The 14123-nt window shown below is 69.4% G+C and carries 13 protein-coding genes and 1 tRNA gene; 4 read left to right on the forward strand and 10 right to left on the reverse strand.

Translation table 11 applies throughout. The annotated features are described in order from the left end of the window. The first annotated feature begins 39 nt into the window (after positions 1 to 39). On the forward strand, positions 40 to 1557 hold the full coding sequence (locus OHS16_RS03400; protein ID WP_443042548.1) for a hypothetical protein: 1518 nt from the start codon (positions 40 to 42) through the stop codon (positions 1555 to 1557). On the opposite strand, the gene OHS16_RS03405 is transcribed toward OHS16_RS03400, so the two are convergent. The 3 genes from OHS16_RS03405 to OHS16_RS03415 are packed head-to-tail and all read right to left on the reverse strand — an operon-like array spanning position 1530 to position 5688. Continuing rightward, positions 1530 to 2768 carry a hypothetical protein gene (locus OHS16_RS03405; RefSeq protein ID WP_328535645.1) on the reverse strand — a complete coding sequence of 413 codons (1239 nt, stop codon included), beginning with the start codon at positions 2766 to 2768 and terminating at the stop codon, positions 1530 to 1532. The genes OHS16_RS03400 and OHS16_RS03405 overlap by 28 nt on opposite strands. Then, complete coding sequence (locus OHS16_RS03410; RefSeq protein ID WP_328540698.1) at positions 2765 to 4477, reverse strand: polysaccharide biosynthesis tyrosine autokinase; 1713 nt, start codon at positions 4475 to 4477, stop codon at positions 2765 to 2767. The genes OHS16_RS03405 and OHS16_RS03410 overlap by 4 nt, the downstream gene beginning before the upstream one ends. Before the next feature lie 5 nt (positions 4478 to 4482). Beyond that, positions 4483 to 5688 carry a glycosyltransferase family 4 protein gene (locus OHS16_RS03415; protein WP_328540699.1) on the reverse strand — a complete coding sequence of 402 codons (1206 nt, stop codon included), beginning with the start codon at positions 5686 to 5688 and terminating at the stop codon, positions 4483 to 4485. 185 nt (positions 5689 to 5873) lie between these two features. On the opposite strand from OHS16_RS03415, the gene OHS16_RS03420 reads away from it, so the two are divergent. Continuing rightward, positions 5874 to 6377: an adenylyltransferase/cytidyltransferase family protein gene (locus OHS16_RS03420; protein WP_328535646.1), complete on the forward strand. Its 504-nt coding sequence runs from the start codon at positions 5874 to 5876 to the stop codon at positions 6375 to 6377. Here the strand turns inward: OHS16_RS03420 and OHS16_RS03425 are convergent. Further along, entirely contained in the window at positions 6337 to 7059 is a 723-nt protein-coding gene (locus tag OHS16_RS03425; RefSeq protein ID WP_328535647.1) for a CDP-alcohol phosphatidyltransferase family protein, read from the reverse strand. The two genes, OHS16_RS03420 and OHS16_RS03425, sit on opposite strands and share 41 nt — an antisense overlap. 420 nt (positions 7060 to 7479) lie before the next feature. On the opposite strand from OHS16_RS03425, the gene OHS16_RS03430 reads away from it, so the two are divergent. Both OHS16_RS03430 and OHS16_RS03435 read left to right on the forward strand, forming a co-directional pair. Then, complete coding sequence (locus OHS16_RS03430; protein WP_328535648.1) at positions 7480 to 9672, forward strand: discoidin domain-containing protein; 2193 nt, start codon at positions 7480 to 7482, stop codon at positions 9670 to 9672. A gap of 179 nt (positions 9673 to 9851) precedes the next feature. Then, positions 9852 to 10463 carry a hypothetical protein gene (locus tag OHS16_RS03435; RefSeq protein WP_328535649.1) on the forward strand — a complete coding sequence of 204 codons (612 nt, stop codon included), beginning with the start codon at positions 9852 to 9854 and terminating at the stop codon, positions 10461 to 10463. A 312-nt stretch (positions 10464 to 10775) separates the two neighbouring features. Here the strand turns inward: OHS16_RS03435 and OHS16_RS03440 are convergent. From OHS16_RS03440 to OHS16_RS03465, 6 genes are all read right to left on the reverse strand, one after another. Further along, positions 10776 to 10852, reverse strand: a tRNA-Pro gene (locus tag OHS16_RS03440). Positions 10853 to 11177: 325 nt separating this feature from the next. Next, entirely contained in the window at positions 11178 to 12107 is a 930-nt protein-coding gene (locus OHS16_RS03445; protein ID WP_328535650.1) for an alpha/beta hydrolase, read from the reverse strand. 63 nt (positions 12108 to 12170) lie between these two features. Next, positions 12171 to 12740, reverse strand: a complete 570-nt coding sequence (locus OHS16_RS03450; protein WP_328535651.1) for a GAF domain-containing protein — start codon at positions 12738 to 12740, stop codon at positions 12171 to 12173. Continuing rightward, positions 12737 to 13330: a GTP-binding protein gene (locus OHS16_RS03455; RefSeq protein WP_328535652.1), complete on the reverse strand. Its 594-nt coding sequence runs from the start codon at positions 13328 to 13330 to the stop codon at positions 12737 to 12739. The genes OHS16_RS03450 and OHS16_RS03455 overlap by 4 nt, the downstream gene beginning before the upstream one ends. Next, on the reverse strand, positions 13308 to 13679 hold the full coding sequence (locus tag OHS16_RS03460; RefSeq protein ID WP_328535653.1) for a DUF742 domain-containing protein: 372 nt from the start codon (positions 13677 to 13679) through the stop codon (positions 13308 to 13310). Before OHS16_RS03460 ends, OHS16_RS03455 begins: the two co-directional genes overlap by 23 nt. 2 nt (positions 13680 to 13681) lie before the next feature. Then, on the reverse strand, positions 13682 to 14116 hold the full coding sequence (locus tag OHS16_RS03465; protein ID WP_328535654.1) for a roadblock/LC7 domain-containing protein: 435 nt from the start codon (positions 14114 to 14116) through the stop codon (positions 13682 to 13684). Positions 14117 to 14123: the final 7 nt, after the last annotated feature.

The following is a 14123-nucleotide window of genomic DNA, read 5'->3' on the forward strand; positions in this document are numbered from 1 at the left end:
AGACTGGCCGCGGGGATCTTCTCGGGGGGCGGGGGCCGGATGGCGACGGACACGGATCAGGGCAGACGACCGGCAGCACCGGCCGGGGCCGCTGCGCCCCTTCCCGCTTCGGTGATGCGCTTCGCCCCTGCGGTGTCCTCGCGGACCCTGCTCTCGCGTGCTCTGTCGGTGCCGCTGGCCCTCGGGCTCACGGTCGCCATGCCGGTGGTGGTCGCCGTGCAGCCGGGCGACGGTGCGCACGACTCCGCGTACTGGCTGCAGCTCATTCTGACGATGTACGCCGGAGCCCGGCTTTCCGGGATGATCCTGACCAGTCGCCGCAAGCTGCTGCAGGGCTCCTTCTGGCTCTTCGTCTATATGGCGATGGGGGTCGCCCCGCTCGCCCAGGCGGTTCTGGGCAAGGTACCGACACCGGTTGTCGGCCCGCGCTCGGACGTGACGGAGGCCATCGCACTCGTTCTCATCGGGTGTGTGGCTTTCGACGTGGGCGCGCTGCTCGCCAGGCACCGGCCCGGCGGCAGGGGGCGCGGGGAGACCCGCCCGGCGCTCGTGCACCGCCGGAGGCTCTACCTGCTGGTGGCGGCGGCCTTCGCCTGCAGCGCGGTGTTCATCATGAAACTGGGCGGCCCCGCTGTCTTCTTCAGCAGCCGTCAGGAGATCATCGCGGGCATCGCGGAGGCCGGCATCTCGCAGGCCGACTCCCAGGCCGGCCAGGCCCTGCTCCGCGGATTCGGTACGGTCCCCGCCCTGATCGCGCTTCTCGCGTACACCCGCTGGCTGGTCACCTCACGCCGGGCCCGCAGATCGCCGGTGGTGATCGCCGTCTGGTGCGCACTCGCCGGGCTGAATGCCGTGGTCAACAATCCGATCTCCAATCCGCGTTACTGGTTCCTGACCGTTCTGCTCGCCCTGCTGTTCACCGTCTTCCCGGTCAGTGCCGCGATGTACCGATCCGCGCTGAGCCTGGGGGTCGTGGTGGCGCTGGTGGTCTTCCCGTTCGCCGACCGCTTCCGCTACGACGACAAGAACTACCACCCGGTCGAGACCACCTCGATGCTGGAACCCCTGGCGCTCAAGGACTACGACCAGATCGGTATGTTCGCCAACACCATCACCTTCGAGCGCTCCGGCAGCGGCCATCTCTACGGCCGCCAGCTGGCGGGCTCCATCCTGTTCGCGGTGCCCCGTTCGGTCTGGCCGGGAAAGCCGCATGACACGGGCGTGATGGTCGGCGAGTGGATGGGCGCGGTCAACACCAATCTCTCGTCGCCGGTGTGGGCGGAGCTGTGGATCGACTTCGGCCCGGTGGGCATGAGCCTCGGCCTGCTCGGGATGGGGTACGCCGCGGCCCGGGTGGACCGCAGATCCGCCCGGCGGGCCACCCGGCGTGCGCCTCCCGGGAGCCTGATCTCACTGATGGTGCCGCTGGTCGCGGGTTACTCGTTCATCCTGCTGCGGGGGCCGCTGCTGCAGGCTTCGGGGCGGGTGGCGATCGCGATGATCTGCACCGCAATGATCATGACGTATCGTCAGGACAGAGGCGCCGTGCTGCGCTGACCCTCTGGCGCGGGCTCGGCGGCCGGTCCGAGAGCAGCGACCCGCATCCAGCCTGCGACGGCCTTCAGTGCCGAGCCCGCGGCGAGGCCCCACGCCGCGCCGATGGCGCCGCCCATGGCGTAGCCGCCGAGCATCAGCATCACCGACACCAGCGAGAAGACCACCTGCAGCGACAGGGTGGCGCGCGGGCTGAGCACCCTCAGGGTGACCAGCGCACAGGTCCCGAGGGCCATCACCGCGTACTGGCTGCCGGTGGCCGGGAGCAGTGCGGAGGCCGGACGCCAGGTGGCGCCGAGGAGTTGGTGGCCCATCCGGGCGGGCAGGGCGTACAGCACCGCTGCCCAGCCGAAGCCCACCGCGGCCAGCACACAGCCGAGCAGTGCGGCGGCCCGGGCGGTGGCGCGGCGCCCGCCGAGCCTGCCGAGTACCGGAGGGCCGAAGGCGTTCACGGAGTTGAACAGCACATTGAGCGGGCCGAAGAGCGTGGTGGCCCCCCGAAGCGCACCGACCGCCAGCGGGCTGGCGAAGAGCCCGAGGCCGAGCACCGCGAGCTGGCTGGACGCGTTGCCCACCGCGAACTCGACGACGAACCGCATGCCGAGGTGACCGCGCCGCACATATCCGCGCAGCCGGGTGGCCGCGCCCCGCACGAAGGGGCGCAGCAGCAGCAGTCCGACCAGCAGCGCGGGCGCGGCGGACGCACCCCACACGGCGACGAGCCGGGCCGGACTCGCGTGGTGGGGCTGCGTCAGCAGTGCGGGCACCACGCACATCAGACGCAGTACATCGGCGGCGAGGGCCCGGTGGGGCTGCTGCAGGGCCGAGAACGAGTAGCGCAGCCCGTCCTGCAGCAGTACGACCGGCAGGACGCATCCGAGTGCCAGGAAGGCGTCGCCGATACGGCCCCCGGTCACCGCGCCGCCCGCGGCCAGCAGCACACCCGCGCCCAGTGCGGCGCAGCCGGTGAAGGCCGCGGCCGAACGGCAGGCCGTCGCGAGCGTCCCGGCGTCACCGCGCTCCAGCACGACCGCCTGTCCGACATAGGACATGTTGAGGCCGAGCAGCACCGTAAAGGTGAGGTACACCATCGAGAAGGCGGCGAAACCGGATGTGGTGGAGACCCTGGCCGCCATCACCAGCACCAGGATGTTCGTCAGACTTGATGCTGCCTGGTCGAGCACCGATGCGGCGATGACGGCCGACCGTCTCACCGGTCTCCCGCGCGGACGCTGCGCAGCGCCACTGTGTCGCTGCCGTCCCCCATGAGCGTCTGCTGGGGCCGGGGCTTCTGCTGGGCGGGAGGCTGCGGCTCGGTTTCCCCGGCCTCCTCGTTCTGTGCCGGACGGTTCACCGCCCGGCCTCCGCTCCGGTGCCCGGACTTGGCGGCACGGCGTCCCGGCTGGCGGGGCGCGGAGTGCGTCACGGCGCCGAGTACGGTGCCTCCGGCGCCGGTTATCAGTTCCCTGATCCTCACCAGGTCGGCGCGGTGCACGGACCTCGGGTCGCACACGATCAGCACACCGTCCACCCGGTCGACAAGGGCCAGCGCATCGGCGTAGGCGAGAACTGGCGGGGCCAGCACCACGACCGTCGCGTTCGGGGAGTCGGCCTCCTCGATCAGCCGGGTCACCCGAGCGGAGGTCAGGGCCCTCGCCACGTTGCGTACCCGCTCGCCGGGAACGAGGTCGAAGGATCCGGACTCCCCCGCGTCCACCTGAAGTTGACGCTGCCCCGGCCAGCCGGCCTCGTCGGAGTCGGGCGGCAGGCTCCAGCCGGGGCGGCTGGTCGAGTTCGCCCGCAGCCGGCCCGTGAGGGACGGGGTGCGCAGGTCGGCTTCGATCAGCAGGACGTCCTTGCCCGTCTCGGCGAAGGACGCCGCGAGATTGGACGCCACCCCCGCCGCCGCTTCGCTGCCCCCGCGAGGGGCCACCACCAGCAAACGGCGGCGGTCGGAGAACCGTTCGTCGTAGGCGAGACGGAAGGCCACCGAGCGGTATTCCTCGGCGAGCCGCGAATCCTGGCCACCGACAAGCAGCAGATTGCCCGATGTGATGCGCGGCAGCGTGCCGAGTACCGGGGCCCGCACCGCACGGGCGACATCCGCGGGCGAACGCGGCGAGGGGTCGAAGACCAGGCGGACCCAGGCGCCGAGGAGCCCGAGTGCGACACCGACCGCGGCGCCGAGCCCGAGGGAGACGGGCAGGCCGAGACCGTCGGAAGCGGCGGGCGCCACCGCCTTGCTGCTGACAGTTCCAGCCGTCATGTCGAGCGCGTTGAGGCTGGCGATCTGCCCGTTCAGCGTGTTCATCTTGCTGGTCAGATCGTCGTAGCGGGCGCTCGCCGAGTCCGAGGCCGCACTGCCCTCGTTCGCCAGCTGCTTGGCCAGGTCGTGCTGCTGCTGGGCGATCGGATCCAGCTGGTCGCGGGTCTTCTTGACCATGCTGTCCCGCAGGTCGCTCCACTGCTTCTTCCGCAGATCGAGATAGGCCTTCGCGATCGCGTTGGCGCGGCGGGCCGCTTCCTCGGGCGTGGTCGCGGCATAGGTGAAGCGCAGCACCATGGTCTGCGGGGGGTTGGTGACCTGCAGCCCCTTCATGAGCGAGCCGAGGTGGCCGCTCGGCAGCCCCAGTGCGTCAGCCGCCACGTCGGCGACGCTGTTGCTCAGCGCGGTCTGCCGCTCGGTGCCGATGTTGACGGTCTTGTCCGGCGAGACGGCAGGGTTGAACGGGTCGTTGGTGGGCGCGCGCAGACGGACGTCGCTGATGGCCGTGTAGCTGTCGGACGAGGTCACGCCCAGCCACGCCCCGCCGAGCAGACCGATGCCGATACCCGCGCCGATGAGTCTGCGATAGCGCAGCAGTTGCCTGAACTGGTCCCTCAGCAGATCCGGTTCGTCGTCCCTCGCCGCGGAAGCGTGCATGTCCGTCACGTGCCTGGACCCCCCAAAGCCTCTTCGATCAGTGCGTCGATCCGCGCCAGCCCGGCGTCCCTCGACAAGTGGGACGCCACATGACGCGGCCCCGCCGCCCCCAGCGCGTCGGCCGTCACCGGATCTGCGGCGAGTCTACGCACCGCCGCCAGCAGCGCGTCCGGGTCCTCAGGTGAAACCAGCACCCCGGCGCCCGACCGCAGCACCTCCTGCGCTGTGCCGCCCTCCGCCGCGACGGATGCCACCACGGGCCTTCCGGACGCGAAGTACGAGGTCAACTTGGATGGAACGCTCATATCGAGGACCGAGGCGCGCTGCGTGACGGCCAGCACATCGGCCGCCGCGAGAATGTCCGGGAATTCTCCGTCATCGGCCGGCGGCATGAAGACCAGGTTCGGCAGTTCCGACGCGAGCCGCCCCAGCGTCTCGCGCTGGTTGCCGTCCCCCATCAGCACCACGCGCAGCGCCGGATCACGCCGTGCGGCCTCGACCAGCACCTCGAGGCCCTGCTTGAGGCCCATGTTCCCGGAGTGCAGGACCACGGTGTCGCCCTTGCGCCAGCCGAGCCGTGCCCGGCTCTCCTCGCGTGGGCGCGAAGGCCCGGGAATGTGGTTCCAGTTGGGGACCAGCCGGATGCGGCCGGGATCGACCCCCATCGCCTTGACCTTCTCGACGAACGTCTCGTGGATCACCCCCACCAGGCTCGCCCGGCGCAGGGCGTAGCCCTCGGCGCGCTCGGCCAGCGCCGCGGCGCGGTCGCCACCGCGTATCCCGCTCTGCGCGGCGGCCGCACCCATCAGGTCCTGGACCACCGGGACATAGGGCACCTTCCACCGTGCCGCGAGTCTTGCTCCGAGTACCCCGCCGGCCAGGCTGGGCATCTGAGCGAGGACCGCGTCGGGTCTCGGGACCCGCGGCGGCGCCGTCAGGCCGTGCAGGAGGATCGACCCCTCGAACAGGGCGCGCCGGACCGCGGTCTGCCGGGGCGGCACACTGTGCCGCCTCCTGTGCACCTGGACGCCGCCCCTCTCCTCGGTGCGCCGCCAGACCCCCGCGTAGGCGGGATCCGTCGACCAGGAGGGGTAGTGCGGCATGCCGGTCAGTACATGTGTCTCATGACCGAGCGCCGCCCAGTGCTCGGCTATCTGTGTCGCATACGGTCCGATTCCAGCGTGCTCCGGCGCATAGTTCGTTGAAACCAGCAGCAGGCGGCGCTCATGTTCGGCCGACGTATCGATGCGTCGCGTATCTACCACGCGGCGATCCCTTCCCCCCAGAGGTGAACCCGATGTCACCCTAATCGTTCACTTATCCGGAACGGAATGTGCACGCTATCGTCAGTACCTCCAGCCACGCCGGGGGGCGTGGTGTGCAGGGGGGTTCAGTCATGACAACGAGCAGGCCGCATCGGGTCGGATACGCGCCCGGCGCCTACGATCTCTTCCATATCGGGCACTTGAACATCCTTCGTCATGCACGCAGCCAGTGCGACTACCTGGTCGCCGGGGTGGTCTCCGACGAGATGGCCGAACGGGCCAAGGGACGCCGGCCGATGATTCCGCTGGTGGAGCGGCTGGAGATCGTGCGCAGCGTCAAATATGTGGATGCCGCTTTCGTCGAGACCGTTCCCGACAAGGTCGAGACCTGGAAACAGGTGCGCTTCGACGTCCTGTTCAAGGGCGACGACTGGCGCGGTACCCCCAAGGGCGACAAGCTCGAGCAGGATTTCGCCGCGGTCGGCGTCGAGATCGTCTACTTCCCTTACACGGTGCACACGTCGAGCACCCAGTTGCGCCGGGCCCTCGACGTACTGGCCCAGCCGGAGGCCCAGTTCGGACCCGACGGCCAGTTCAGTGTCGAACTGCGCTCAGTTCCCGGAACCACTTCGTGAGAAAGGCGACCAGGAACAGCGAGCCGGCCACACCCAGCGCCGCATAGGCCCAGCGAAATCCCGCCCCGGCCCCCAGCAACAGGAACACCAGACAGAAGACGCCGTGGTCGACGGGCAGCAGGGCCACCGCCCGCAGGCCGGACGGCGGTGCCGGGGCGCTGCCGGGGGCCGGGCGCGGCTTGAGCTTCTCGGTCAGCAGGCCACCGAAGAACGTCACCACCGCCACGAACTGGAATCCGAGAGGAACCAGCAGCCATGCGTCGCCGGTCAGGCCGAAATGGCCCGGGTGCCGGTAGAAGGTGATCAACACGGAGGCGTGCAGAGCCGTGATCTTGGCGCAGTCCACCACATGGTCCAGCCACTCCCCCGCCGCACTGCCGCCGCCGCGGAGCCTGGCGAGCTGTCCGTCCGCCGAGTCGAAGGCGAACCCCAGCGCGAGACCTGTCCACACGGCCGCGCCGGTGCCCCACGACGGCTGCCCCACCGCGACCGCGGCGACGGCGGCGAAGCTGAACACGGCGCTGATCAGCGTCACCTGGTTGGGAGTGAGCCCCAGCGCGTGCGCTCCGGCAGCCAGATAGCGTCCGGCCGGGCGGTTCACATAACGGGAGTAGAGCGACACTCCCTTGGCGGACTTCTGCGCCGTCCTGAGCTCGAGCAGCGCGGTACCTACGGTTCCCATGGCCCCCCCGGGTCATCTGTGAACAAAGCGTGAACATCATCGCAGGTATGCCCGCACCTTCAAGACCACCCCATCCTCCCGCCCGGCGGACCCCTGCGCGACACCCTTCCGAAAGGTGCGGGGCCCACCGGCCGCGGACAATGCCGCCAGCTCCTGAAGGCAAGTGCGGTATCCACTCTTGGCCAGGTGGCTCATAACGACTGATTAGCCGCAAGCAGACCGTTACTTGTTGTTCATGTTCAAGATCGTTTACTCATCATGTACACAACTCTTGACCTGACGGAAACTCAGCGGAACTATCAATCCGCAGGAGAGCGCTCTCCTTTGCCGCTCGTGCACTTCAGTCGCCGATCCGTCCCGGGCGGACCCGGCGTCTCCCCCGCACCATCGACCGCACCTGCTGACTCAGGAGAGTTGCTCATGTCCGCTCCCTCCACCGGCTTGCCGGTTGCACTGAGATCCTCGCCACCGGAACGGCGAAGTCTGGCCGCCCTGGTAGTCACCGTCCTGGTGGCCGCGCTGCTCCTCGCCCTCCCCCTGGCGCAGGCCCACGCCGACCCCACCCTGCTTTCCCAGGGCAAGCCCGTCACCGCCTCCAGCGAGGAGAGCGGCGGCACCGTGGCCGCGAACGCCGTCGACGGTAACGACGGAACCCGCTGGTCGAGCGCCTTCTCGGACCCCCAGTGGATCCGGGTCGACCTGGGCGCGCAGGCATCGCTCAGCAAGGTCGTGCTCAAGTGGGAGGCCGCTTACGCGAAGGCCTACCAGATTCAGGTCTCCACCGACGGCAGCAGCTGGACCAACGCGTACTCCACCACCACGGGAGCCGGCGGCACCGAGACGGTCAGCGTCTCCGGCACCGCTCGTTACGTCCGGGTGAACGGCACCGCCCGCGCCACCGGTTACGGCTACTCCCTCTGGGAGTTCCAGGTGTACGGCACCACCGGCAGCGGAGGCGGCGGGACCATCCCCGGCGGCGGCGACCTCGGCCCCAACGTCACGGTCTTCGACCCGTCCACGCCCGACATCCAGGCCAAGGTGGACGATGTGTTCCACCAGCAGGAGTCGGCCCAGTTCGGCGACGGCCGCAAGGCACTGCTGTTCAAGCCGGGCACGTACAACAACATCAATGCCCAACTCGGCTTCTACACCTCGATCGCCGGCCTCGGCCTCAATCCCGACGACACCACGTTCAACGGTGATGTGACCGTCGACGCGGGCTGGTTCAACGGCAACGCCACCCAGAACTTCTGGCGCTCGGCCGAGAACCTCGCGCTCAACCCGGTGAGCGGCACCGACCGCTGGGCAGTCGCGCAGGCCGCACCGTTCCGCCGGATGCACGTCAAGGGCGGGCTCAACCTGGCCCCCAACGGCTACGGCTGGGCCAGCGGCGGCTACATCGCCGACAGCAAGATCGACGGCACCGTGGGACCGTACTCCCAGCAGCAGTGGTACACCCGTGACAGCTCGGTCGGTGGCTGGACCAACGGTGTCTGGAACATGACGTTCTCCGGCGTCCAGGGAGCGCCGGCACAGAGCTTCCCGACGCAGCCCTACACCACGCTGGACACCACACCGGTCTCCCGCGAGAAGCCGTTCCTGTACCTGGACGGCAACGACTACAAGGTGTTCGTGCCCGCCAAGCGCACCAACGCCCGAGGTGTCACCTGGGACCACGGGGCTCCGCAGGGGACCTCCATCCCGCTGAGCCAGTTCTATGTGGTCAAGGCGGGCGCGACCGCTGCCACGATCAACCAGGCGCTTGCCCAGGGCCTCAATCTGCTGTTCACCCCCGGCATCTACCACCTCGACCAGACGATCAACGTCAACCGTGCCGACACCGTCGTCCTCGGCCTCGGCCTGGCCACGATCGTCCCGGACAACGGGGTGACCGCGATGAAGGTCGCCGATGTCGACGGCGTCAAGCTGGCCGGTTTCCTCATCGACGCCGGGCCCGTCAACTCGCAGGTACTGCTCCAGGTCGGCCCCGCCGGTTCGTCCGCCGACCACTCGGCGAACCCCACCACCGTCCAGGACGTCTTCGTCCGCATCGGCGGAGCCGGCGCAGGCAAAGCCACCACCAGCATGGAAATCAACAGCAACAACACCATCATCGACCACACCTGGCTCTGGCGCGCCGACCACGGCACCGGCGTCGGCTGGGAAACCAACCGGGCCGACTACGGGCTCACCGTCAACGGAAACAACGTCCTGGCCACCGGGCTCTTCGTCGAACACTTCAACAAGTACGACGTTCAGTGGAACGGCCAGAACGGGAAGACCATCTTCTTCCAGAACGAAAAGGCCTACGACCCGCCCAACCAGGCAGCCGTCCAGGACGGCAGCAACAAGGGCTACGCCGCCTACCGGGTCGCCGACTCCGTCAACACCCACGAAGCCTGGGGACTCGGCAGCTACTGCAACTTCACCGCGGACGACACCATCCGGCAGGACCGCGGATTCCTCGTCCCCGACAAGCCCGGCGTCAAGTTCCATGACGTCCTCGTCGTCTCCCTCGGCGGCAAGGGCCAGTACAACCACGTCATCAACAACACCGGATCACCCACATCCGGCACCTCCACCGTCCCCTCCAACGTCGTCTCCTACCCCTGATCCCGGTCAGTTGACCGGAATCCCCCCGTATACCGCACCGCATGACCGAGCCCTCCCGCGGGCGCGGGAGGGCTCGGGCCAGCCAAGGTCGCCGAGCCGGTCCGCTGCGAGGTGCAGTGGCGTTCCCAGCTGCTCGCAGAGCTGGATGTCACACAGGTACATCGTCCATACTGCGCACCGTGGAACAGCAGACAGGCCCGAAGAGCCCGCCCGTACACGGCGCCGCGACCGATCCGGCGTTCGTCCCCGGCCTCATGTCCGTCGTCCCCGCCACACGCGGGGGCGGGGGCCAGGAGCCGCTGGACGACAAGGCCGCCGAGGAGGTGGATGACCAGGTCCTCGACGAGGCGCCCGAAGAGCCCGGAGCCGTGGAGTCCGAGCCGGAGAAATCACCGCCGGTTCAGGACGACAAGACCCCGGACGTCGACGCGCCGGACAACGACGCATCGGAAGAGGCCGCAGCGGACAAGGACGCGACGGACGACGAGGCCCGGGACGGCGCGATCGACGATTCCGGCGCGGAGTTCGAGGCGTCCGACCGCCGGGGCACGATCGCCGCGAACCGCGACGGTCTCGTCCTGCGCCTTGACGACCAGGAGGCCGAGTTCGACTGGAGCGAGATCGGCGCGGTCGAGTACGGCACCACCGCGTTCCCCCGCAGGCTCACCGTCACCGTGCATCTGCGCAACCGCCACCGGTACGAGTCCGATGTCACGGCCGGCAGCAAGGACCGCCTCACGGAGTGGACGGAACAGCTCGACGCGGTCCTGGATGCCTATTTCGAGGAATGAGCCGGCGCCCCCGTCAGTCCGTCGACAGGCGCGGAACGCACGAGCCGGCGTCTGTGGGCGGGGCGGTGGCTGTGCGCAGTGCTGCGGAGCGAGCGGTGACGGAGAGGGTCCCGCGACCGGTCAGGACGATGACGAGGCGCCGTCCGGGGAGAGCGGCACGGCAGCCCGCCCCGGTGGCGGGCCCCGCGCAGCGCGCCGGTTGCGACGGTCCGGCCACCATGCCGGGCCGTGCTCCCGGCTCGTCCCGGGTGGAAAACGGAAAAGGCCGCCCCCGCACCTCTGCGGAAACGACCTCCGACCTGTGAAAACCACTGGTCGGGACGACAGGATTTGAACCTGCGACCCCTTGACCCCCAGTCAAGTGCGCTACCAAGCTGCGCCACGTCCCGGTGCTCGTGTGACCAGGGGTTTCCCTGGCCGAACGCGCACCGAAACAATACCGCATCCGGACGGGTGGTCACCAACCGCTTTCCGCCGCCCTGGAGGGCGGCCGGCCCTCGGGTGCGCTCCATGCCGGGCCGTCGCAGCAAGGCCGGGGTCCTGAACCGGCCCGCTGCGCTGCCGACGGGTGACGGAGAGCGCGGCCCCGCGGCGGGGCGTGCAGCGCCGGTCCGGCGCCCGCTCGCGTCCGGAGCGGCGCGCTACCGGCCGAGCGCGGTGCGGGCACGCCGGCGGCCGCCGCGAACGCTGCCCCTGCGCCGTCGGGCGGCCCGGTCAGACGTGGCCGTCGAGCCAGCCGACCAGGTCCTCCTGGACCTCCGCACGGTTCACCTCGTTGAGGATCTCGTGACGTGCGCCTTCGTACGCCTTCCAGCTCAGATCCTCGACGCCGATATAGCGGAAGTCTTCCAGCAGCTCGTACACCAGCGTCATCCGCTGATTGCACGGGTCCTCGCTGCCCACGACCACATGGACCGGCAGGTCGGCCGGGATACGCGCCAGCTGCGACGGGTCGTTGATCTTCCGTACGGCCCGTACCCAGTCCAGCGCCAGGCCCGCGCTGAAGGGGAAGCCGCAGCGTTCATCCGCGGCATAGGCGTCGACCTCCTTCTCGTCCCGGGAGAGCCACTCAAAACCGGTGCGGTGCTCGAAGGGGCCGTTGAAAGAGGCGAAGAGGTCCGGGATGTAGGAGGAGGGTGCCTCCCGGCCGTGCTCGGCGATCTCCCGCTCCAGTGCGGCGACCGACGTCTCGAACTCGGCACCGGGCCCGGGGAGGCTGCGGAACGTTCCGGAGAGGATGACTCCGGCCAGCTCGTCCGGATACTCCTGGACGTAGTCACGGGCCAGCATCGAGCCCAGACTGTGGCCCAGCAGCACCACGGGGACTCCGGGGTGCAGGGCTCGCGCCTGGTCGCCGACGGCCTGCAGGTCGTCGACCACAGCGCGCCAGGCGTCATCGCCCGCCACACCGAACCCGCCGGTCGCCGCAGCGGTGGCACCGTGACCACGATGGTCCGACGCGATCACTCCATAGCCGTGGGAGGTCAGGTGGCGGGCAAAGCGGTCGTAGCGCAGGGCGTGCTCGGACGCGCCGTGGGCGATCTGGACAAGGGCGCGCGGCCTGCCGGTCTCCGGCAGCCAGCTGTAGGTGGCGATCTGCACGCCGTCCCGCGCGTGCAGCAGTCCCGAGGTGTGGGTGCTCATTTTCCGAGCCTCCCCCGAGCGCTGTTCCTCATGCACCCCGGGCCGGCCGCGGCGTGACCGGTCTCAGATACCGCCGTCCTCACGACGATGGATCTGGGCGACCAGCTCTGCGGCCGCTGCCTTGATCGTCTCGAGCCCGGCGAGACCCCACTGCCTCGGCACGGTGTCGACCACGCACACCGCACCGAGCGCGATGCCCGTCCGGTCGATGAGCGGTGCCCCCAGGTAGGAGCGGATGCCGATCTCGTCGACCACGGGGTTTCCGGCGAAGCGCGGGTAGTCACAGACGTCCTCCAGTACGAGCGCCCTCCGACGCGCGACCACGTGCGGACAGTAGCCGTGATCGCGGGCCATGATGCGGTGAATTCCTCCGGCGGCCGCCACGGCACTGAGATCGCTCCCGGAGTACGTACCGGTCGGAGTGTGCAGCCCGGCGAAGAACTGCCGGTTCTCATCGATGAAGTTGACCATCGCGTACGGCGCCTTGGTGGCGTGGGCCAGGCGGCGGGCGAAATCGTCGAAGGCGTCGTCGGCACGCTCACCGAGGCCGAGCCGGCGCAGTCGCCGCGCCCGGGCGGGTGCCTCCCGGTCGACCGGGGTCAGCAGCAGCCGGCCTGTCGGGTCGTATGTCATCGATGGACTCCCTGGTTGATGGCCGGTGTGGTGTCGAGCAGATGACCGACGAGCGTGACGAGGGTGCGGATCCCCGAACTGGCGATCCGGGCGTCGCAGAGCACCACCGGGATGTCCGGTTTGAGGTCCAGCGCGGATCTGACCTCCTCGGCTCCGTAGCGGAAGGCACCGTCGAACTCGTTGACGGCGACCACGAATCCGATCCCGCGCTGCTCGAAGAAGTCGATGGCCCCGAAGCACTCCACCAGCCGGCGGGTGTCGGCCAGCACAACCGCGCCCAGCGCACCAGCGGAGAGCTCGTCCCACAGGAACCAGAAGCGCTCCTGCCCGGGTGTCCCGAAGAGATAGAGCACATGGTGTTCGTCGAGGGTGATCCGTCCGAAGTCCATGGCCACGGTGGTCGTGGACTTGGACTCGACCCCCTCGAGACTGTCGGTCTGCTCGCCCGCCTGGGTCAGTGTCTCCTCGGTACTCAGCGGTGAGATCTCGCTGACCGCCCCCACGAAGGTCGTCTTACCGACCCCGAAGCCGCCCGCGACCAGGATCTTCAGTGCGGTGGGGAAGAGATCAGAGCCGTCGTCGTAGGCCATCGAGCACTGCCTCCAGCAAAGAAATGTCGGTGGGTTCTTCATCGAAGCGGGGGGCGCGCGCAGTGACCGCCCCGCAGTCCATCAGGTCGGAGAGCAGCACTTTGGTGACGACAACGGGGAGTCGCAGATGGGCCGCGACCTCCGCCACCGAGGTCGGCCGCTCGCACAGTCCCCGCGCCTGGGTGTGTTCGGGACCGAGATGCCCTGGAAGCACCGTCCCGGTCGCCATCACCTGGGACAGCAGGTCGAGTTCGGCTGTCGGCCGGGTGCGGCCGTTGCTCACCGCATACGGACGGATCAGCCGTCCGGCCGCCTCGTCGAGCCATGGGCTGTCCTGGGGGAAGGACACGCTCAGCGCCCCGTGACGCTCGTTGCGGCGGCATGCCTGCGGGGCGGTGTCACCAGATACGGCCGGACACTCTTCACCAGCATCGCCATCTCGTATCCGAGCACGGCCGCGTCCGTCTCACGGCCGGCCAGTACGGCGAGGCAGGTGCCCGACCCCGCGGTCGAGACGAACAGCAGAGTGGAGTCGAGTTCGACCACCACCTGCCGGACCTCACCGTTGTCGCCGAAGCGCGCCCCCGCACTGCGGCCGAGCGAGTACAGCCCGGAGGCGAGCGCCGCCATGTGGTCGGCGCTGTCGGAGTCGAGACCGTGCACCGATTTCACCAGTCCGTCCGCGGAGAGCAGGACCGCGTTGCGGGTGAAAGGGACGCGCTGGACCAGGCCGCTCAGCAGCCAGTCGAGATCGGACACATGTCCGGTCGGCACATCACTCGCCATGGTGCAT

It is taken from the genome of Streptomyces sp. NBC_00344, from assembly GCF_036088315.1.
GTDB lineage: Bacteria > Actinomycetota > Actinomycetes > Streptomycetales > Streptomycetaceae > Streptomyces.

Bases quoted from the DNA above. Each gene is read 5' to 3' on its own strand.
- OHS16_RS03465 (WP_328535654.1), bottom strand. From the start codon at position 14,116: ATGGCGAGTGATGTGCCGACCGGACATGTGTCCGATCTCGACTGGCTG.
- OHS16_RS03450 (WP_328535651.1), bottom strand. From the start codon at position 12,740: ATGACATACGACCCGACAGGCCGGCTGCTGCTGACCCCGGTCGACCGG.
- OHS16_RS03410 (WP_328540698.1), bottom strand. From the start codon at position 4,477: ATGCACGCTTCCGCGGCGAGGGACGACGAACCGGATCTGCTGAGGGAC.
- OHS16_RS03430 (WP_328535648.1), top strand. From the start codon at position 7,480: ATGTCCGCTCCCTCCACCGGCTTGCCGGTTGCACTGAGATCCTCGCCA.
- OHS16_RS03455 (WP_328535652.1), bottom strand. From the start codon at position 13,330: ATGGCCTACGACGACGGCTCTGATCTCTTCCCCACCGCACTGAAGATC.
- OHS16_RS03425 (WP_328535647.1), bottom strand. From the start codon at position 7,059: ATGGGAACCGTAGGTACCGCGCTGCTCGAGCTCAGGACGGCGCAGAAG.
- OHS16_RS03400 (WP_443042548.1), top strand. From the start codon at position 40: ATGGCGACGGACACGGATCAGGGCAGACGACCGGCAGCACCGGCCGGG.
- OHS16_RS03445 (WP_328535650.1), bottom strand. From the start codon at position 12,107: ATGAGCACCCACACCTCGGGACTGCTGCACGCGCGGGACGGCGTGCAG.
- OHS16_RS03420 (WP_328535646.1), top strand. From the start codon at position 5,874: ATGACAACGAGCAGGCCGCATCGGGTCGGATACGCGCCCGGCGCCTAC.